A 19,404-nucleotide genomic window follows, 5' to 3' on the forward strand; every position below is an offset into this window, starting at 1 on the left:
TCTCTATATCTTCAGATTTTGCTTATAGAGAAGTGGGCGAGAAGTATGGTGTAGTTGTTACGGACGGGGAGCTTAAAGGGTTGCTAATTAGAGCAATTTTTGTTATTGGAAAAAATGGAAGAATCGTCTATCAAGAGATAGTCTCAGATGTTGGACAAGAGCCTAATTACAATAAAGTAATGCAAGCTATTAAAACTGCAAATTCGCATCAATAATATAAAAATATATAGTTTTGCAAGGGTATAAAATTTTAAGAAAAAATATTCTGCGCTTTATTGTAGCTATAATATTTTTGCCTATTGTTGCGTATAGCAGCAATAGTGATGCTGCATCAATAAATATTACCCAAAATAAAAACAGTTTTGATTTAAGCGTCTCAATAGAAGAGGGCAGCTATATTTTAGAGGAGAGCCTTGATTTTTTAGTCGTAGGCGACAATGTTGAAATAAGCAGTATCTTCTATCCAGACTCAACTAAGTATAAAAATAGAGATGTTTTTTTTGACAACCTAAACATAAAAGCAGTTATCCAAGGAGAGAGTGACAAAGAGTTTAAAATTTTGTTAAATTATCAACTCTGCTCAAAAGAAGATGAGTGCTCAGAGTTAAAAACATTTGAACAAAAGCATAAGCTTATTGAAGAGCAGAGTAGTAAAAAGATTGAAATTCTCTCTCCGTTAGAGTCAAAAGATGCTTTAAGCGAGCAGGATACAATTGCTCAAATGCTTAAAGATAGCAATATGCTTCTTACTCTGATAACCTTTTTTGGTTTTGGGCTTCTCCTTGCTTTTACCCCATGTATGCTTCCCGTTATACCGATACTCTCTGCGGTTATTATTTGTAAAAAAGATAATATAAGCACAAAGCAGGGCTTTTTTATATCTTTGACATATGTAGTTTCTATGTCGATTGTCTATGCTATAGCTGGGATAATTGCAGCATCTCTTGGAGCTAATATACAGGCATTTTTTCAACAGACTTGGATAATAGTAGCTGTTAGTTCTATATTTTTTATGCTTAGTTTGGCAATGTTTGGCACATTTACAGTACAGATGCCAAAAAAAATTCAATCATTCCTTAATAGCAGAGCACAATCCGGAAAAGATAAATCATACTACAGTGTAGTTCTTCTTGGAGTTCTCTCTGCTCTAATTATTGGGCCTTGTGTTGCGCCGCCTCTAGCCGGTGCTCTTATCTATATTGGGCAGAGTGGAGATCAGCTTACAGGGGGACTCTCCCTATTTTTTATGAGTCTTGGTATGGGAGTTCCGCTTCTTATGCTTGGTGCCGGCGCAGGCAAATTTTTACCTAAGCCAGGTGTATGGATGGAGGATGTAAAACTATTTTTTGGTTTTACAATGATAGCTTTTTCCATATGGCTTCTCTCTAGAATACTCGAAGCACAAACTATACTTCTTTTATGGGGAGTCCTCCTTGTGGCGGTAGGTATTTTTATGAATCCTTTTGAGAACATAAAAAGTGTTGATATAAGTCGTATGCAGCAGTTAAAAAAATTAATCTCTATTCTTGCTTTAATCTACGGCGTTATTCTTATCTTAGGTGCGGTGGGCGGTGCAAAAAGTATAAAGTCACCACTAGAGCCTTTTACATCTAAAAATATAACTGCAGTAACTTCCGAGGTCACATTTAAAACAATTAATGCCAAAGAGCTAAACAGTGCCGTTTTAAGCTCATCTAAACCTGTTATGATCTACTTTACGGCAGATTGGTGTGAGAACTGCAAGGAGCTTAATTCTGAAGTTTTTAGTAAGGCTGATGTTATTTTAGAGCTTAACGAGTTTGAGAGAATTAAGGTAGATGTTACCAAAAATAGTGATTTTGACATTGAGATGTTAAAGAGATACTCACTATTTGGACCTCCCGGTATTATATTTTTTGATTTAAAGAAAAAAGAGCTTAAAAATTATCGTCTATCCGGATATAAAGAGAGAGAACTTTTTATAAAACATATACAAAAAGTCAAAGAAGTTTTATAACGAATTTACTACTTAAATTAAAGCCCCTCAAGTAAAATATACCACAGATAATCTATATCTTTATCATCTAAAAAGAGTGTTGATTCGTTTTGAAATAGCTCAATAAAAGCACTCTTTTTAATGCCAAATGTGTGTGTGCACTCTTTGTGTGTCGGTAAAAATGCCCGTATAAGTGAGACATCCTCTCCTGTTATGGGAGCAGAACATAAAAAACACTCAAGCTCACTATGGAGTCTTCCTTCATGCTTGAGTAGTTTTATATATGACTCAATTGCTACTCTTTTTGGGTTTTGTCTATTCCAATTTTTTGATGCGGTGTCTAAAAGTTCAAAATAGAACTCATCAAGCTCCTGCGCATCCTTTAGATGCTTATAAAAAAGTGCGCAAAAATCTTGCCATAATTTTAGGAGTTTATAATCATTTATCCATTTAAATCCAATATGTATTACATCTTTTAACCTATGAATTGTAGATTTAGAAGAGCTCTCTATTTCATAATCGATTTTAAATCCAAGATTGATAACGCCATGTCTTGCGCCATAAAACCTGTAAAGAGTATCTAAGTTTTCTCTTGATAAGATAGTAACTATTAAATCTTCATCTTTAACTTTGTTTAGATTTAGAATAAATCCTTGCATAATTCGCTTCTTTTATACACATATTTTATTTTCAATATAAAAATAATAACACTATTATATTTTCTTAAACCTTTAAAATGTATAATGCAACCCTCATCTCTTAAATAGGACAAGTTTGTTTAAAAAGAGATTAAATTTATAAGAAATTTATAAAAATTTTAAAATTTAGGAGTTTATATGGTTGAACATCATGATTTATTAAGATCATTTAAAGATAATTGCGGTTTTGGGCTTGTTGCAAACATCAAAAACAGAGCATCGCATAAAGTCTTAAATGATGCAGTAACTGCACTAGAGAGAATGATGCATCGCGGTGCAGTAGCAGCCGATGGAAAAACAGGCGACGGAAGCGGTTTGCTCTTCTCTCTCCCTAAAGAGTTTCTTCATAAAGAGGCTAAGAAAAATGGAGTTGAGTTACCAAAACTCTTTGCCATAGCTTCTGTTTTTACAAAAGATTTAGCAAACTTAGATATTTTAGAAGATATTTGTGAAGCTAATGATTTAAAAGTTGTTCTTCGCAGATTTGTTCCGGTAAATACTAACGCTCTTGGAGAACAAGCGCTTCTTTCTCTTCCAAAGATAGTTCAACTATTTATAACTCCAAACTCCATCATGGCTACAAATAGATTTGAAGCACTTCTATATCTCTCACGAAAAGAGAGTGAACATAAGCTTGTTGATGATAAAGATTTCTATATAGCATCTATGAGCTCAAAAGTTCTTTCATATAAAGGGCTTGTAATGCCTACGCATATAAAAGAGTTTTACGAAGATTTACAAGATAAGAGTTTTAAGATATCTTTTTCACTCTTTCATCAAAGATTTTCAACAAACACTCTTCCTCAGTGGAAGCTAGCACAGCCGTTTCGTGCAGTAGCACACAATGGAGAGATTAACTCAGTAGAGGGTAATCGCTTCAATGTTGAGATAAAATCTGAGTCGATTAAGAGTGAAGTTTTTACCGATGAAGAGATTCAAAGAGTACTCCCTATTTTGCAAGTGGACTCATCTGATAGTGCTTCAGCGGATAACTTTTTTGAGTTTTTGCTTGTAAACGGTATGGATTTTTTTAAAGCTACTCGTGCTCTAATCCCTGCAGCTTGGCAAAACGCTCCACACATGGACCCTGAACTTCGTGCGTTTTATGAGTTTCAATCAACTGTTTTTGAAGCGTGGGACGGTCCTGCTGCTTTTTGTGTAACTGATGGTAGATACTTAGGTTGTGTTCTTGATAGAAATGGGCTTCGTCCATCAAAATACATCATCACAAAAGATGATACTTTGCTTATTGCAAGTGAGTATGGCGTTATTGATATTGCTGAGAAGGATATAAAAGAGAGGGGTCGTCTTCAATCAGCAGAGATGATAGGTGTTGATCTCAAATTTGGAAAAATATTTAAAAATAGTGAGATAAACGACTACCTCAAAAGCTCAAACCCATACATGAAGTGGCTAAATGAGCATATGATTTATCTTCAAGAGCATGTCGTAGATCAGTACATGTCAGACTCAAAATATACAAAAGAGGAGCTAATTACCAGACAGAGATACTTCAATATCACTCATGAAGTTATAGAGCAGGTTATAGAGCCTATGATACTTGAAGGTAAAGAGGCTGTTGGATCTATGGGAGATGATACTCCTTTGGCTGCATTTTCAAATAAACAAAGAGCCTTTAGCGACTTTTTTAAGCAGAAGTTTGCTCAAGTAACAAATCCTCCGATTGATCCGATTAGGGAAAAAGTGGTTATGAGCTTAAATACGGGTTTTGGCGAGATTCATAATATACTTGATGAAGTTCCGTTTCATGCGCACCGTCTTAAATCAATCTCTCCTATCATTACAAGCGAGAAGTTAAATATCTTAAAATCTTTTGGAGATAAAAAATCCCCTAGCTATCAGGATTTTTACTGCAACAAAACATTCTCTACCGCATATGAGAGTGATTTGAAAAAGTCACTAGACTCTCTTGTTGAGAGTGTTGTTAAGTCAGTAAAAGATGAGGGTACGAGAATCATCATACTAGACGATAGCGAATTTAATAAAAAAAATAAAATAATTCCAATGGCTATGGTTATTGGACGCTTAAATTCGGCTCTATTAAGAGCAAAAGTTCGTCATCTTGCATCTATGGTAGCTGTAAGTTGCGAGGTCTATGACTCTCACAGTGCGGCAGTTCTTATCGGCTATGGTGCGAATGCACTGCATCCGAAGTTATTAGCAGAGACGGTTATTGCGCACACAAAGAGATCTAATGCTATTACAGTTGAGTGCAGCGATGCATTAAAAGCCGTACATAATTCATTAAATGCAGGAATACTTAAAATTATGTCTAAGATGGGAATTTCTACTATTGCATCTTACAGAAACTCGGCTCTCTTTGATGTTATAGGTCTTAGCCGCGAGATAGTAGAGGAGTGTTTTAGTGCATCAAACTCTGCATTAAACGGGCTTGAGTATAGTGACATAGATGAGAGGCTAACAAAGTATCATGAGCAAGCTTTTCAAGAGAACGGATTCAATAGAATTTTTCCTCTAAATATCGGTGGATACTATAAGTTTTATAATGAGCAAGAGCATCATGATTTTGGTCCTGCTATTATTCATGCAATTCATGCAACTGCACAGAGTGGAAGTAAAAAAGATTATGAAAAATTAAGAGATTTGGTAAACAAAAGAGGATTAAAGTTTATCCGTGATTTTTTTGATATAAAATCTGATAGAAAACCGATTAATATCTCAGAAGTTGAGCCAAAAGAGGAGATATTTAAAAGGTTTGCTTCTGCTGCTATGAGTTTGGGTTCAATCTCTCCGGAAGCGCATGAGACGATTGCAATAGCTATGAATAGAATCGGAGCACAATCTAATTGTGGAGAGGGAGGAGAAGATCCCGAGCGTTTCGGTACTGATAGAAATTCAAAGATAAAACAAGTTGCATCAGGGCGTTTTGGAGTTACTCCTGCATACCTAAGAAGTGCCGAGGAGATTCAGATAAAAGTAGCACAGGGTGCAAAACCCGGTGAAGGCGGTCAGCTTCCCGGACATAAAGTCTCAGCACTTATTGCAAAACTTCGCCACACTATACCCGGAGTTACTCTTATCTCGCCGCCTCCGCATCATGACATATACTCAATTGAGGATTTAGCACAGCTTATTTTTGATGTAAAACAGGTAAATCCAAAAGCAAGAGTTGCGGTAAAGTTGGTCTCAACAATAGGCGTTGGAACTATCGCAGCAGGCGTTGCAAAAGCTTATGCCGATAAAATTATTATCTCAGGTGGAGACGGCGGAACAGGTGCCGCACCACTTTCTTCCATAAAGTTTGCAGGAAATCCTTGGGAGATTGGGCTTAGTGAAGCGCATAATGCATTAAAAGTAAACAATCTTAGGGAAGTTGTTGAGCTTCAAGCAGACGGAGGGCTTAAGTCAGGATTAGATGTTATCAAGGCTGCACTCCTTGGCGCTGAGAGTTATGGTTTTGGAACGGGAGTCTTAACAATAGTAGGCTGTAAAATGCTTAGAATCTGCCATGTCAATAAGTGTTCAGTCGGTATTGCAACACAAAATGAGATGCTTCGTAAAGATTTCTACAAAGGAGAGGTTGAGCAACTTGTAAACTACTTTACTCTACTAGCTGAGGATATTCGCCAAACTATGGCTTCTTTGGGATTTAAAACGATGCAGGAGATGATAGGAAGAAGTGATTTACTAAAGATTGTAGATGATAGTTTTGCTAAGAAATTTGATTTTAGTGCAATTTTGCATCAAGAAGATGGCATAAATACACATCAGCAGAAATTTAACCACCCTTTTGATGATAATAGCTTTGAAAAAGATGTTTTAAAAGAGGCTATGAGTGCTATTAAGCATCCTGAACATCCAGTTAGAATTAGCAGAAAAATAACAAACGTAAATAGAAGTTTCGGAGCTCTTATTAGCGGTGAAATTGCCCAGTATTACGGAGATAAAGGGCTGGATTCAGATACTATTAGAATCAACCTAACAGGCATCTCCGGACAGGCTTTGGGCGCATTTTTAATTCATGGAGTCTCAATTTATTTAAACGGCGTTGCAAATGATTATATAGGTAAAGGGATGCATGGAGGAAAAATAGTAATAACCTCTAAAAATAGTGGAGAAGAGTTTGCTGCGGGCGGCAATACTTGCCTTTATGGTGCAACAGGCGGAAAACTATACATCTCAGGAAGCGTGGGCGAGAGGTTTGCTGTTCGTAACTCCGGAGCACTCGCAATAGTCGAGGGAACGGGAGATAATGCATGTGAGTATATGACTGGCGGTGTTGTCGTGATTCTAGGACGTACAGGAATTAACTTTGGCGCCGGTATGACGGGTGGAATTAGCTTTGTGTATGATGAGGATCATAAATTTTTTGAAAGTGCGAATCGTGAGCTTGTAGAGCTTGTGAGGATAGATACCGATGAGACTGATAAGGCTAGACATTATCTAAAAAAACTTCTAAAAGATTATATTGTTGAGACTGAGAGTAAAAGGGCAAAAGAGCTACTTGAGAATTTTAGAGTAGAGGTTAGAAACTTCTGGCTTGTAAAACCTAAAAATTTAACTAAACTGCCTATAAACTTAGAGATTGGAGATTAATCATGAGAGAGTATTTAACAACTGAGAGAGTAGAAGCTAAAAAAAGATTAGTTGTGGAGAGAACAAAAGATTTTGGTGAGATTTATGAGGTTTTTGACCATAATGAGGCTGCAACTCAAAGCCAGAGATGTATTCAGTGTGGAGACCCGTTTTGTCTAAATAAGTGCCCGCTTCACAACTATGTCCCGCAGTGGCTAAAAGCAGTAAGTGAAAAAGATTTAGAGTTTGCATTTAAGCTCTCAAATGAACCATCTCCGTTTCCTGAAGTTATGGGAAGAGTTTGTCCGCATGACAGACTCTGCGAAGGGGATTGCACGCTTAATGACGGTCATGGTGCTATAACTATAGGCTCTGTTGAGACGTACATTACCGAAGAGGGATTTAAAGCTGGGTACAAACCTGATTTTCCGGGAGTTACAACCGATAAAAAAGTTGCAATAATCGGAAGCGGACCCGCGGGACTCTCATGTGCAACATATCTTTTGCGCTCAGGCATTGGAGTAACCATGTATGAGAGAAGTGACAGGGCAGGTGGGCTTATGACTTACGGCATTCCAAATTTTAAATTGGATAAAAAAATAGTTGAGCGTCGTGTAAAGTTTCTTGTTGAAGCTGGTATGGAGCTTGTTCTTAATTGCGAGGTGGGCAAAGATATCAATTTTGAAGAGATTGCAGATAAGCATGACGCAATGTTTATAGGAGTTGGCGCAACAAAAGCCAAAAGAGCTTCCATAAACGGCGAACAAGCACCAAATGTTTACAGAGCAATGGATTACCTCACAGCAATACAGAGGAAAAATTTTAAGCTCTCTTACGATAAAAAATTTGACTTTAGAGATAAGAGTGTTGTAGTCATTGGTGGCGGAGATACGGCAATGGATTGTTTAAGAACAGCTAAAAGAGAGGGTGCAAAGAGTGTGACTTGTCTCTATCGCCGAGATTCTAATAATATGCCAGGAAGTCAAAAAGAGTATAAAAACGCTGTGGAAGAGGGTGTGGATTTTTCATTTTTTGTCTCCCCTAAAGAGATACTCTTAAATGACAAAGGCAGTGCTGTTGCTGTTGAAGTCATAAAAACAACATTGGGCACAAAAGATGATAGCGGACGTCAAAAGATTGAAGAGATAAAGGGAAGTGAATTTAGAGTAAATGCCGATATCATAATTATGTCGCTAGGATTTGACCCTGAAGTTCCATCGTTTTTGCACGAAAACGGTATTGAAACAAACAAGTGGGGCGGCATTATTGTAGATGAAAAAACCCACGAAACTACAACTGCGGGAATTTATGCAGGAGGTGATTGTTACAGAGGTGCAGATTTGGTCGTAACAGCGGCATATGATGGGCGTGAAGCAGCAAGAAGCATGGTGAAATCTCTGCTTAAATAGAGCTATGTTTTTCCATATATATTTTTTATATATGGAGACAATTTACTATTGAAAATTATAAAATAAAGTATAAATTAGCTATAATTTCCGCCATTATATATAAAAGGATAATTTTTGAATTTACTTAGCATTTTTTCTAGAAACAAAAGCACAAAAGAACCGGTTAAAAGTGAAGCTCCTGCGCACTGGGTAAAGTGTAAATCATGTCAATCACTAATGTACTATAAAGAGGTTGAAAACCAAAGACATGTATGTCCCAAGTGTGGATACCATATCAGAATCGGCGTAAAGGAGAGAATTGAACTTTTAGCTGATGAGGGAACCTTTGTAGAGCATGATGCTAACTTAAAACCGGTTGACCCACTAAAATTTACCGATAAAATATCTTACAAAAAAAGACTTGAAGATGCAGAGGCTAAAACAGGTAAAACTTCATCTGTTGTAAGCGGTGAGTGTGAGATGAACGGAGTTCCTGCACAGCTTGTAATCTTTGATTTTGCTTTTATGGGTGGCTCTTTAGGCTCTGTAGAGGGCGAGAAAATTGTCCGTGCGGTAAATCGTGCCATAGAGAAGAAGCAGGGTTTGATAATACTCAGTGCAAGTGGTGGAGCAAGAATGCAAGAGAGTACATTTTCTCTTCTTCAAATGAGTAAAACATCAGCAGCTTTAGCAAAACTTGCAACTCATAAACTTTTATATATTTCGGTACTTACTGATCCTACAATGGGTGGAGTAAGTGCCTCCTTTGCAACATTGGGCGATATAGTAATTGCCGAACCGGGTGCTTTAGTCGGTTTTGCCGGTCAAAGAGTAATTGAGCAGACAATCGGTTCTGCTCTTCCTGATGGATTTCAAAGAGCAGAGTTTTTGCTTGAGAAGGGCTCAATAGATATGATTGTAAATAGAAACAATCTTAAAAAAACACTCTCGGACCTTCTAACACTTCTAAAAGTTGCATAATGCGACTTTACGCACTATGTGATCAAGGCCTTCTTGATAGAAGAGGAGTTTTGTTAGAAGAGTATATCCGCATTGCAAAAGAGCAAAATGCGGAGATAATTCAGTACCGAAATAAAAGTGCAGATATCGCATTTGTAAAACAGCAACTTATCAAAATCAGAAAGCTCTATAGCGGTTTTTTAATTGTCAATGATACATATGAGCTTATAGATTTTTGTGATGGAGTTCATGTAGGACAAGATGACTTAAGAGCAATTGACACAGATCCGCTAAAAGCCGTAAAAATTTTAAGAGACGTTATTAAAAGAGATAAGATTCTAGGTATTTCAACCCACAATAAAGAAGAGGTGCTACAAGCAAATGAGATGGAGTTGAACTATATAGGCTTAGGTGCATACAGAGAGACAGAGACAAAAAACAATATATCTACTACTCTAGGAGAGAAGTTAGATGAGATTGCTTCATACTCTAAGCATTTTGTAGCCGCTATCGGGGGTGTGAAAAAAAATGATAACTTCTCTCATGTTACATATCATGTTATTGGAAGTGGACTTATTCCGTGAATATAGAGATAGTCTCAATTGCTAAAAAAGAGAACACAACTTTTGATCCTCTCTACAAAGAACTCACAAAGATGATCTCTCGTTTTGCAAAAGTGGATGATATTGAACTTTTTAACAAAGATGTAACAAAAGCACACACCATATCACCTAGAGCTTCACAGCAGGCTTATTCAAAAATTTTAGAGCCATATATTTCTAGAGGTTTTAACGTAATATTACATCCTGAGGGAAAAATAATCGATAGTTATGAATTTAGTAAGCTATTAGATGGTAAAATTGCGATTAAATTTTTCATAGGAGGGGCTTACGGCTTTGAGGATGAGTTTTTGAAAAAAAGCGACATCGTTATAAGTTTAGGAAATATTACTATGAGTCATAAGATTGCAAAAGCTGTTTTGCTTGAGCAAATTTATAGAGGATTTTCAATTTTAAGCAACCATCCATATCACAAATAAGGAAAGCAAGTGCAAGCTAGCGAGTTAAAATACTTTAAAGAAATTTTAGAGAGTAGAAAAGAACAGATAATTAAAAATATCGATAGTGTTAATGATGAACTAAGCCAGTTAAATTCATTGGAGCTTAATGATGAGGGCGATCATGCATCGGTTGGTAACAGCTCTATGGTAGAAAACGCAATTGTGAAGCAACAAGAAAAAGAGCTAAGAGAAATCAATGTAACTTTAGGAAAAATCACATCGGGTGATTATGGTATATGTGAGATGTGTGAAGATACAATAGGCTTTCAAAGGTTAAAAGTTAAGCCTCATGCGATATACTGTATTGATTGTAGAGAGATTGTAGAAAAAGCAAAATAAGGAGTAAAAGATGTATATTAAAAGATACACGATGGCGGCACTAGCATTAATTGTTTTGATAGGGTGGTATATTTACGCTTTTATAACTCAAGAGAGCATTAGCTTTGAGTTTTTCGGTTCAACAATGCCATCATTTTCTATTGCATTGTGGGTAGTTGTACCGATGATTATACTATACCTTGCAAGTGTTGTTCATATGCTTTTTTACTCACTTATGGATACTTTGAAGAAACGTAAATATGAGAAAGATTACGAAAGAATAGTAGATGCGATTGTAGATGCTTATCTTGGTAAAAAGGAGCGCTCTCACTCTTTTAAAACAGATAGATACAAGCTCCTTGGCTCGCTTGTCGATAATGCAACAATTTTTCCGGTTGGAGAGTTTGATGCTAATATTGATAATAAAAAATTAAAAGAGGTTCTTACTCTAATAAACAAGATTAGAAACGGCGAAGCAGTCGATATTAGAAAGTACTCTCTTTTGCCGTCTAATGCACTAGTTATTCAAAATGATAGAAATAGATATAAAAAAGGCGATATAAGTGCCGAGGATATTTTGAGTGACAAAAACAAGTATGATATTAGTCTGCGTAAAGAGGTGTATGTAGATTTTGTAAAGCACGCACCGCTATATGCAATAGAAAAATATAAGAGTGCTCTTAGCAAAGATGCATTTTTTGAGATATTATCAAGAATTAATGCTGATGAGCATACTTTAGAGGTATCAAATGACTCTCTTATATCTCTTTTTAATGATTTAAAACTAGAGCAAAAAGAGTATATAGAGGCTTCAAAAAAACTCTCCAAATCAATGCTTCCGGAGCAGAGAATAAAACTGTTTGAGACATTAAGCAATGAGAATGAAATAGCAATGGAAGCGTATCTGTTTACTCTTTTTGATTTAGAGATGCTCTCACCTGCTAAAGATATTTTGGATATCTCGCAGCCTAATGAGTATATGTCATTTAAAGCTTATAGTTCACTAAGAGATTGTGGAAAACATTTTGATATCAATCTTTTTATGTAATTTGTTAAATATAAAATGAGTGATAAACTATCTTTTAAAGAACCTATTTATGTACTAGCCCCACTAGCGGGCTATACCGACCTGCCCTTTAGGAGTGTAGTTAAAAAGTTTGGAGCAGATTTAACTGTAAGCGAGATGCTTAGCTCAAACGCTCTGGCTCATGGTTCTGCAAAAACACTCAACATGATACAAAAAAGCCCCAACGAAGATCCATATTCAGTTCAGATTGCAGGAGCAGATGTTGATATTGTTCGCCGCGCAGTTGAGATACTAAATGAACAAGATGGTATCGACATCATAGATTTAAATTGTGGTTGCCCCGTACCAAAAGTAGTAGGGCATGGAAGCGGAAGTTCACTACTGTTAGATCTGCCCTTAATGGGTAATATCATAAAAACTATCAAAGATAATTCAAACAAAAGTTTAACAAGCGTAAAAATAAGACTCGGCTTTGAGAAAAAAAACCATATAGAGATAGCTAAGAGAGTCGAAGATAGTGGAGCGGACTTTATTGCAGTGCATGGAAGAACACGTGCAGGAAGATTTAAGGCGCCTGTTGATTATGACGCTATAAGAGAGATTAAAGAAGCAATAAAAATTCCGGTAATAGCAAACGGTGACATAGACTCTTATGAGAAGGCAAAGTGGGTGCTAGAGCATACTGGGGCCGATGGGGTAATGATTGGAAGAGGAGCAGTCGGTGCTCCTTGGATATTTCATCAACTTAAATCAGGAAGTGAGTTTATTGACAAAAAAATCAAGCATGATATAATCATGGAGCACTTTGATAAAATGATAGAGTTTTATGACTCCCATGGAGTACCTATGTTTAGAAAGCATACTCATACTTACTCTAAAGGTTACCGAGGCGCATCGGCACTTAGAGACAGTGTAAACCGTATATCTGACGTACAAGAGTACCGCGCTGTGATAGATGACTTTTTTAGTAATAGCGAGATAGTTTGTTAAAGATAAATAAATCAATAAAGAGATTAGACCACAGCGACATAGGCGATAATTTACTACACTATGACTACAACGTAAAACATCTTCTCTCTTTGATAAGAAGAGGGGTAAGCAAAGACGATCCTCACTACTTAAGCTCATACCGCTCTTTTGAGGGCGAAGTTTTTGAAAACTTTATCTATGAAAAGCTTCTTATTTATGCCGCAGAGAATGATGAGATTGAGAAGTTTGTGCTAAAGGGTTTTCATCAAGATAAAATAAAGGCTCATGCAAACACACTCTCCATAAGCGAAAAGCAGCAGATAGTATATAGAACAAAAAGCAGAGAAATCAGTGAATTTGACGCTATGCTTATAACAAAAGATAAGAAGCTATATTTTGTAGAGATGACACTTGTAAAATCTGTTCTAAAGCTTAGAAAAAGACTTAGAAAGAAAAAAGCCCTCCTTGAGATAATTTTTCCAAACTATGAGATAAAAGCTTTGATTATTTTAAATGAGGGAGCAACGGGAATCAGACAACTTCCTTCTTACTGCACCGTTTGGGTAACGGAAGAGTTTTTAGCAAATGATGTACTTGAGTATATTGTAGATACCGATGCTAAAAAATTGATGCCCAAAAAGAGAGTTAAATCTCCAAAAATGATAGAGGCTCACTCCCTGAAACTTTACCCCTTTAGATACTACAATACAATATCATGGATAACAAAAACTATAAACAGCAATAAACATCTGCTAGATATGAATTTTCTTATGAGTGAAAAAATCCAAAGATACCATGATTTATATAACAAATTTTATGTCGGTTTTATAGATGTAGCAGAAGTTAGAGATATGTTGGAACTAGATGAGAGCTATAAAGATGGCCACCGAGTTATCGTGGCGATAGAGAAGAAGCACTCAGATGAGATAGTCCTTACTTACTACATACAGTTGACGCGAAAAAAATTATATCTCTTTTCGTTTGATGAAGATAAAGTTGTAAAAGAGAAGAAAGATCCATACGGTATTACAGTAACTGAGGTTTATCATATAAGTAAAATGATGGATGAGAAGTATAGGCTAACTATAGCAAACTTAGATATGATAAATAAGCTTTTACGAGATAAGTTTCAATCGTTTACCTCCTAATATCTACTAGAAGCCGCCTTCTCTTTATATGCTTGCAAATACTCAGTAGAGTCTTCGCTACTGTTTAAAAAGTTATCCAACTCTTGATGCCTGCTTTGTAAAATAGATTCAAAATCATCTTGTGTAACAGGTCTGTTTTGTGTAAATTTATCAAGCAGTATGTTGTTTTTCCCCATAAGCACAAGATAACTCTGTTCGCCAAAGTCAAGCATTACAACACTGTTTTGGCTATCAAGAGATTTTTGAAACCTAATACTTACATCATTTGAGAGAGTCGGTTGTGAAACTTTTTTCTCTGCTTCACTATTTTGAGCAAAGAGCCAAGAGGTTCTGTTCTGCTTTGTTTGTGGAGTCGATACTCTCTTTTTAATGTAAAAAAGTATTATAATCCCTATGATTAATATTGTTATGACTATATAGTAGCTCTGAGCTATATCATCACTCTTTTTTGTCGGAAGAGAGTGTAGGGAGTCTGCTTCTTGGAGTTTTTCCGGCTCTTTATCTGTAGGAACAGCAGGAGCAAATCTCAGTCTAAGTCCATATCCATCAGATGTTTTTGAAGCTTGAAGAGCTATCGAAGGAGGCACGGCTGCCGCTATTTGCGTATAGCCGGACATTGGAGTAATAGCAATTGATTTTATATATTTTGATGATAGTTTTTTTAGCTTTGAAGACTCTATGGAGGCATCTTCTAGTTTGATTAAGATAGTGGAGTCACTCAGACTCTGTTTTATAACTCCTTCATAGGGAGTCGCAAATGTTATCATGACATCTACTCTGTCAGTTCTATCATAAATGTTGTAGCTTAATATTTTTGACGCATACAGGGAGAGTGGAAGAAGAAAAAATAGTAGTACTCTAATCATAGTCTCTCTTTTGCAAGGTGGTATAAGACAGCGCTTGAGTCAAGAATCTCATTTATACGAATAGCAAGATTTTTCTCATATACCATTACTTCGCCTTTTCCTAAAATACGCCCGTTAACATAAGATTCAACACTCTCGCCGGCAGGTTTTTTAAGGTCTATAATTGAGCCTTTTGTTAACTTCAATATGTCACCTATAGTAAGTTCTGTTTCGCCAAGCTCAGATATAAACTCAACTTCCATATCTAAAAGCCCGGAGTAATCCATCCATGAAAGTTCACTTTCAGGGTCGAATACAAACTCTTTAGCTCCATAAGTGTGTTTTCTTTTTTTCAACTACAGCTCCTTGATGGCTATAATCATCTCATCATTTTCTATTTTTAAGACTTTTGCTCTGTCATACTCAAAGTCAAAAATATCAATCTTTTCAAAATGGGGTATGGACATGCTGTATGAGTGTAATGCACTATCTGCTACAAGAACTTTAGCACTCCCAACAATGAGATTTGCAGTCTCAAGCGTCATGTCTATTAATGTCTCTTCATCACTTACATCTTCTTCTAAAAAGAGCGTAGATACTCTTTGTGCAAAACTTGGTGTTGCTCCCACATAAACTCTATACTTACTCTCATCTAGACTCTCTATGTCAATATAAGCAATAACTGTTCTCATCTGTGCTATATCATCATGCAACTCGTACGGTAATCTAATCTGGTGAACGCAGAAATTCTTTGAAGCTTCAATAATTGTATTTAACATTTTTTTGCCCTTATTTGAAGGATTATACTTTAATGAATATCAAACTAAAATTAAACGGTGCTCTAAGATGATATAATTCAAAAAAAAGTTTTGATAATGATTGAGTTAGTTTTTTTGGGCATCGGTGTCGGCACACTATCAGGTTTTTTTGGTATAGGAGGCGGGACAATACTTATTCCGCTTCTACTGCTTCTTGGTTATGAGATAAAAGATGCTATTGGTATATCGGTTGTGCAGATGGTCTTTAGCTCAGTTTATGGCAGTTATCTAAACAACAAAAACAAAACGCTTGATGTTCCTATGGTTTTTACTATAGGCATAGGCGGCTTTGCCGGAGCGCTGCTTAGTGGGTTTTTTACGTCTATCTTTAGTGATACTGCTTTAGAAGTAATATTTTTACTCTTTGCCCTATTTGCGCTTAGCAGGCTCTTTTTTAAAGCAAAAATTGATGTAGTTCAAAGAGAAGTAAATGGGGTTGCGCTTTTTTTCATAGGTCTTTTGTTGGGTTTTTTTAGTATGCTTATAGGAGTTGGCGGAAGTATCATGTTGGTTCCGATTTTAGTCGGTTTCTTACATGTAGATTTGAAAAAAGCGATATCTGCGGGACTTTTTTTCGTAGTTTTTTCATCTATCTCAGGGCTGATTTCTCATGCTTTAAGCAGAGAGATAGATTTTTTTAGCGGAGTAGTTATAGGCTTGGCATCACTAATTGGCGTATATGCAGGTATTTTACTTAAAGATAGAGTAGATTTAGCGTTGCAGAAAAAATTATTAGTAGGTTTTTACCTATTAATTGTTATATACTTAATACAAAGAATATTATTATAGAGGAATGTTAGTTATAAATGAAAAATAGAGATATTATAAAAATAGTGGGTGCGAGAGAGAATAATTTAAAAAATATATCGCTAGAGATTCCAAAAAACAAGCTAGTTGTCTTTACGGGGCTAAGCGGAAGCGGAAAGTCAACATTGGCTTTTGATACGCTTTATGCCGAAGGACAGAGACGCTACATGGAGTCTCTCTCCTCATACGCAAGACAGTTTTTAGATCGAGTGGGAAAGCCTGATGTCGATAAGATAGAGGGACTTACCCCTGCTATTGCGATAGATCAGAAAACTACAAGTAAAAATCCCCGCTCAACAGTAGGAACAATTACGGAGATATATGACTATTTAAGACTTCTTTATGCTCGAATTGGGGTTCAATACTGCCATAAGTGTAATAAAAAGATTTCTCAAATGAGCGCTTCGGATATTATCGGTGAGGTTGCAAAACTTCCAGAGGGTGCAAAACTTGTTCTTTTAGCACCTCTTATTCGTGAGAAAAAAGGTAGCTTTCATGATATCTTGGAGTCTTTGGTGCATAAGGGGTATGTACGTGCCATGATTGACGGTGTCATGGTAAGACTGGATGAAGAGATAGAGCTTAGTAAAACAAAAAAACATACTATAAAGGTCGTTGTTGACAGAGTTGTAGTCAAAGAGGAGAACAAAGAGCGAATAGCGGCAGATGTTGAAAAGGCTCTAAAAGAGAGTTACGGCGAGCTTGAGATAGATATACTAAACCATGAAGAGCTTGGAATAAAACAGCAAAGTATTCACTATAGCGAACATAATGCTTGTTTTGATTGTAAGATAAGTTTTGACCCGCTTGAGCCGCTCTCCTTCTCCTTTAACTCACCAAAGGGGGCTTGCAGTGAATGTGACGGGTTAGGGCTTCGTTATGCACTCGACCATGATAAGATAATTGATAGAGATTTATGCATAGAAAAGGGTGCGATTAAGATAATTTACGGTTTTAACAAGGGGTATTATTTTACATTTTTAAAGGGCTTTTGTGCAGCCAATGATATTGATATAACAGTACCATATTCTGAACTTGCAGAGCATAAACAAAAAGCGATACTTCATGGCGGTATAGATGAGGTAAGCTTTTTATGGAAAAACCATGAAGTCAAGCGTGTCTGGCCGGGAATAATCAAGATAGCATATGATATGTTCAAAGATGAGAAAGAGTTAGCTGACTATATGAGTGAGAAGGTCTGCAACGTCTGCATGGGGCACAGATTAAAAAGAGAGTCTCTAGCGGTAAAAGTATCAGATAAAGGAATTGCAGAGATTTTAGATATGCCAATTGCCAAAAGTTACGAGTGGTTTAAGGCGGAGGATAATTTTGCAAAGTTATCTAAAGAAAATAGGCAAATATCCGTACCTATTTTAAACGAGATACGAGAGAGACTCTATTTCTTGTTTGATGTCGGACTTGGCTATATAACTCTTGGACGTGATGCAAGGACAATTAGTGGAGGAGAAGCGCAGAGAATTCGTATCGCTTCGCAGATTGGCAGCGGTTTGACCGGTGTATTATATGTTTTAGATGAGCCTAGTATTGGGCTACATGAACGCGATACGCTAAAACTTATCCGCACGCTTAGAAGTCTGCAGGATAAAGGAAATAGCGTTATTGTTGTCGAGCATGACAAGGAGACTATCGAAAATGCCGATTTCATAGTAGATATTGGACCGGGTGCCGGAAAATTTGGTGGAGAGGTTGTCTTTGCGGGAGTACTCGATAAGCTTAAGGGGGCAAAAACATTGACTGCGGACTATCTTTACGGCAGAAAAAAGATAGAGTATTTTTATAGACGCGAGCAGGATAAATTTATAGAGATTAAAAATGTTACATTAAACAACATAGAGAATCTAAGTGCAAGAATACCGCTAAATAACTTTGTCTGTATTACAGGTGTCAGCGGAAGCGGAAAGAGTTCCTTAATGCTACAGACACTTCTTCCAACCGCAAGAGAGCTTTTAAATCATGCAAGAAAGGTCAATAAAGTAGCAGGCGTTGAGATAACCGGCTTAGAGCATGTAGATAAAGTTATCTATCTTGACCAGAGCCCAATAGGGCGTACCCCAAGAAGTAATCCCGCAACTTATACCGGTGTCATGGATGAGATAAGAAATCTTTTTGCGCAGACAAAAGAGGCACAGATACGAGGCTATACAAGCTCTAGATTTAGTTTTAACGTCAAAGGCGGAAGATGTGAGAAGTGTCAAGGAGAGGGTGAAAACAAGATTGAGATGCACTTTCTGCCAGATATCATGGTTAAGTGTGATACCTGTAAAGGTACGCGTTACAATCAACAGACGCTAGAGGTCTTTTACAAGGGAAAAAATATATCAGACGTCTTAAGAATGAGCGTTGATGAAGCGTATGAATTTTTTAGACCTATTCCAAAGATAAACCAGATAATGTCAACACTTGTTGATGTGGGTCTAGGTTATATAACTCTAGGTCAAAATGCCGTTACTCTCTCAGGCGGTGAAGCGCAAAGGATAAAATTAAGTAAAGAGCTTAGCCGAAAAGATACCGGCAAGACACTCTATATACTAGATGAGCCTACTACGGGACTTCATTTTGCCGATGTAGATAGACTCACGGGAGTGCTTCATAAATTTGTAGAGCTTGGTAACTCGGTACTCATAATCGAGCATAACCTAGATATGATAAAAAATGCCGACTATGTCATAGATATGGGACCAGAAGGCGGAAGCGGCGGCGGACTAATAATAGCCGAGGGAAGCCCTGAAGAGTTGGCAAAGAGTTATAAAAAAACAGGCTCTTATACGGGTGAGTATCTAAAAAAAGAGTTAGCGTTACATAAATAAAATCGT

At 36.7% G+C, this 19,404-nt stretch carries 17 protein-coding genes; 13 read left to right on the forward strand and 4 right to left on the reverse strand.

Annotated features, from left to right (window positions below; all coding sequences use genetic code 11):
- Nucleotides 1-215, forward strand: a 215-nt coding sequence (locus M0Q20_RS01280; protein ID WP_366933640.1) for a redoxin family protein, incomplete at its 5' end; no start/stop codon positions are given.
- 77 nt (nucleotides 216-292) lie between these two features.
- The gene (gene dsbD / locus M0Q20_RS01285) at nucleotides 293-1,996 is read left to right on the forward strand and encodes a protein-disulfide reductase DsbD (RefSeq protein ID WP_295057976.1); all 1,704 of its coding nucleotides are present in this window, start codon (nucleotides 293-295) and stop codon (nucleotides 1,994-1,996) included.
- A gap of 17 nt (nucleotides 1,997-2,013) precedes the next feature.
- Here dsbD and recO read toward each other — a convergent pair whose 3' ends face one another.
- Nucleotides 2,014-2,634 carry a recombination protein RecO gene (gene recO, locus M0Q20_RS01290; protein WP_295057979.1) on the reverse strand — a complete coding sequence of 207 codons (621 nt, stop codon included), beginning with the start codon at nucleotides 2,632-2,634 and terminating at the stop codon, nucleotides 2,014-2,016.
- A 177-nt stretch (nucleotides 2,635-2,811) separates the two neighbouring features.
- On the opposite strand from recO, the gene gltB reads away from it, so the two are divergent.
- From gltB to M0Q20_RS01335, 9 genes are all read left to right on the forward strand, one after another.
- On the forward strand, nucleotides 2,812-7,251 hold the full coding sequence (gltB, locus tag M0Q20_RS01295) for a glutamate synthase large subunit (protein ID WP_295057981.1): 4,440 nt from the start codon (nucleotides 2,812-2,814) through the stop codon (nucleotides 7,249-7,251).
- Nucleotides 7,252-7,253: 2 nt separating this feature from the next.
- Nucleotides 7,254-8,639, forward strand: coding sequence for a glutamate synthase subunit beta (locus M0Q20_RS01300; protein WP_295057984.1), 1,386 nt, complete (start codon nucleotides 7,254-7,256; stop codon nucleotides 8,637-8,639).
- 114 nt (nucleotides 8,640-8,753) lie between these two features.
- Complete coding sequence (gene accD / locus M0Q20_RS01305) at nucleotides 8,754-9,599, forward strand: acetyl-CoA carboxylase, carboxyltransferase subunit beta (RefSeq protein WP_295057986.1); 846 nt, start codon at nucleotides 8,754-8,756, stop codon at nucleotides 9,597-9,599.
- Nucleotides 9,599-10,162 carry a thiamine phosphate synthase gene (locus tag M0Q20_RS01310; RefSeq protein ID WP_295057989.1) on the forward strand — a complete coding sequence of 188 codons (564 nt, stop codon included), beginning with the start codon at nucleotides 9,599-9,601 and terminating at the stop codon, nucleotides 10,160-10,162. Before accD ends, M0Q20_RS01310 begins: the two co-directional genes overlap by 1 nt.
- The gene (locus M0Q20_RS01315) at nucleotides 10,159-10,617 is read left to right on the forward strand and encodes a 23S rRNA (pseudouridine(1915)-N(3))-methyltransferase RlmH (protein WP_295057992.1); all 459 of its coding nucleotides are present in this window, start codon (nucleotides 10,159-10,161) and stop codon (nucleotides 10,615-10,617) included. The genes M0Q20_RS01310 and M0Q20_RS01315 overlap by 4 nt, the downstream gene beginning before the upstream one ends.
- A 9-nt stretch (nucleotides 10,618-10,626) precedes the next feature.
- Entirely contained in the window at nucleotides 10,627-10,977 is a 351-nt protein-coding gene (dksA, locus tag M0Q20_RS01320) for an RNA polymerase-binding protein DksA (protein WP_295057995.1), read from the forward strand.
- A 10-nt stretch (nucleotides 10,978-10,987) separates the two neighbouring features.
- Entirely contained in the window at nucleotides 10,988-12,004 is a 1,017-nt protein-coding gene (locus M0Q20_RS01325; RefSeq protein WP_295057998.1) for a hypothetical protein, read from the forward strand.
- 15 nt (nucleotides 12,005-12,019) lie between these two features.
- Nucleotides 12,020-12,973, forward strand: a complete 954-nt coding sequence (gene dusB / locus M0Q20_RS01330) for a tRNA dihydrouridine synthase DusB (RefSeq protein ID WP_295058000.1) — start codon at nucleotides 12,020-12,022, stop codon at nucleotides 12,971-12,973.
- A complete protein-coding gene (locus tag M0Q20_RS01335) occupies nucleotides 12,967-14,100 on the forward strand; it encodes a hypothetical protein (protein WP_295058003.1) in 1,134 nt (377 codons plus the stop codon). The genes dusB and M0Q20_RS01335 overlap by 7 nt, the downstream gene beginning before the upstream one ends.
- Here M0Q20_RS01335 and M0Q20_RS01340 read toward each other — a convergent pair.
- Genes M0Q20_RS01340 through M0Q20_RS01350 form a run of 3 tightly spaced genes read right to left on the reverse strand, consistent with a single transcriptional unit; the run spans nucleotide 14,097 to nucleotide 15,724 of the window.
- Nucleotides 14,097-14,966, reverse strand: coding sequence for a hypothetical protein (locus M0Q20_RS01340; RefSeq protein ID WP_295058006.1), 870 nt, complete (start codon nucleotides 14,964-14,966; stop codon nucleotides 14,097-14,099). The genes M0Q20_RS01335 and M0Q20_RS01340 overlap by 4 nt on opposite strands.
- Nucleotides 14,963-15,301 (reverse strand): flagellar motor switch protein FliN, encoded by a 339-nt coding sequence (gene fliN / locus M0Q20_RS01345; protein WP_295058009.1) that lies wholly within the window; start codon nucleotides 15,299-15,301, stop codon nucleotides 14,963-14,965. Before fliN ends, M0Q20_RS01340 begins: the two co-directional genes overlap by 4 nt.
- Nucleotides 15,302-15,724, reverse strand: coding sequence for a chemotaxis protein CheX (locus M0Q20_RS01350; protein WP_295058012.1), 423 nt, complete (start codon nucleotides 15,722-15,724; stop codon nucleotides 15,302-15,304).
- Nucleotides 15,725-15,820: 96 nt separating this feature from the next.
- Here M0Q20_RS01350 and M0Q20_RS01355 point away from each other — a divergent pair, with 96 nt between their 5' ends.
- Nucleotides 15,821-16,552, forward strand: a complete 732-nt coding sequence (locus M0Q20_RS01355) for a sulfite exporter TauE/SafE family protein (RefSeq protein ID WP_295058015.1) — start codon at nucleotides 15,821-15,823, stop codon at nucleotides 16,550-16,552.
- 17 nt (nucleotides 16,553-16,569) lie between these two features.
- Nucleotides 16,570-19,398 carry an excinuclease ABC subunit UvrA gene (uvrA, locus tag M0Q20_RS01360; RefSeq protein ID WP_295058018.1) on the forward strand — a complete coding sequence of 943 codons (2,829 nt, stop codon included), beginning with the start codon at nucleotides 16,570-16,572 and terminating at the stop codon, nucleotides 19,396-19,398.
- The last annotated feature ends 6 nt before the right edge of the window (nucleotides 19,399-19,404 follow it).

It is taken from the genome of Sulfurimonas sp. (genome assembly GCF_023229025.1).
GTDB lineage: Bacteria > Campylobacterota > Campylobacteria > Campylobacterales > Sulfurimonadaceae > Sulfurimonas.

Bases quoted from the DNA above. Each gene is read 5' to 3' on its own strand.
- dusB (WP_295058000.1), top strand. From the start codon at position 12,020: ATGAGTGATAAACTATCTTTTAAAGAACCTATTTATGTACTAGCCCCA.
- M0Q20_RS01350 (WP_295058012.1), bottom strand. From the start codon at position 15,724: ATGTTAAATACAATTATTGAAGCTTCAAAGAATTTCTGCGTTCACCAG.
- M0Q20_RS01355 (WP_295058015.1), top strand. From the start codon at position 15,821: ATGATTGAGTTAGTTTTTTTGGGCATCGGTGTCGGCACACTATCAGGT.
- M0Q20_RS01325 (WP_295057998.1), top strand. From the start codon at position 10,988: ATGTATATTAAAAGATACACGATGGCGGCACTAGCATTAATTGTTTTG.
- gltB (WP_295057981.1), top strand. From the start codon at position 2,812: ATGGTTGAACATCATGATTTATTAAGATCATTTAAAGATAATTGCGGT.
- M0Q20_RS01300 (WP_295057984.1), top strand. From the start codon at position 7,254: ATGAGAGAGTATTTAACAACTGAGAGAGTAGAAGCTAAAAAAAGATTA.
- recO (WP_295057979.1), bottom strand. From the start codon at position 2,634: ATGCAAGGATTTATTCTAAATCTAAACAAAGTTAAAGATGAAGATTTA.
- uvrA (WP_295058018.1), top strand. From the start codon at position 16,570: ATGAAAAATAGAGATATTATAAAAATAGTGGGTGCGAGAGAGAATAAT.
- M0Q20_RS01310 (WP_295057989.1), top strand. From the start codon at position 9,599: ATGCGACTTTACGCACTATGTGATCAAGGCCTTCTTGATAGAAGAGGA.
- M0Q20_RS01340 (WP_295058006.1), bottom strand. From the start codon at position 14,966: ATGATTAGAGTACTACTATTTTTTCTTCTTCCACTCTCCCTGTATGCG.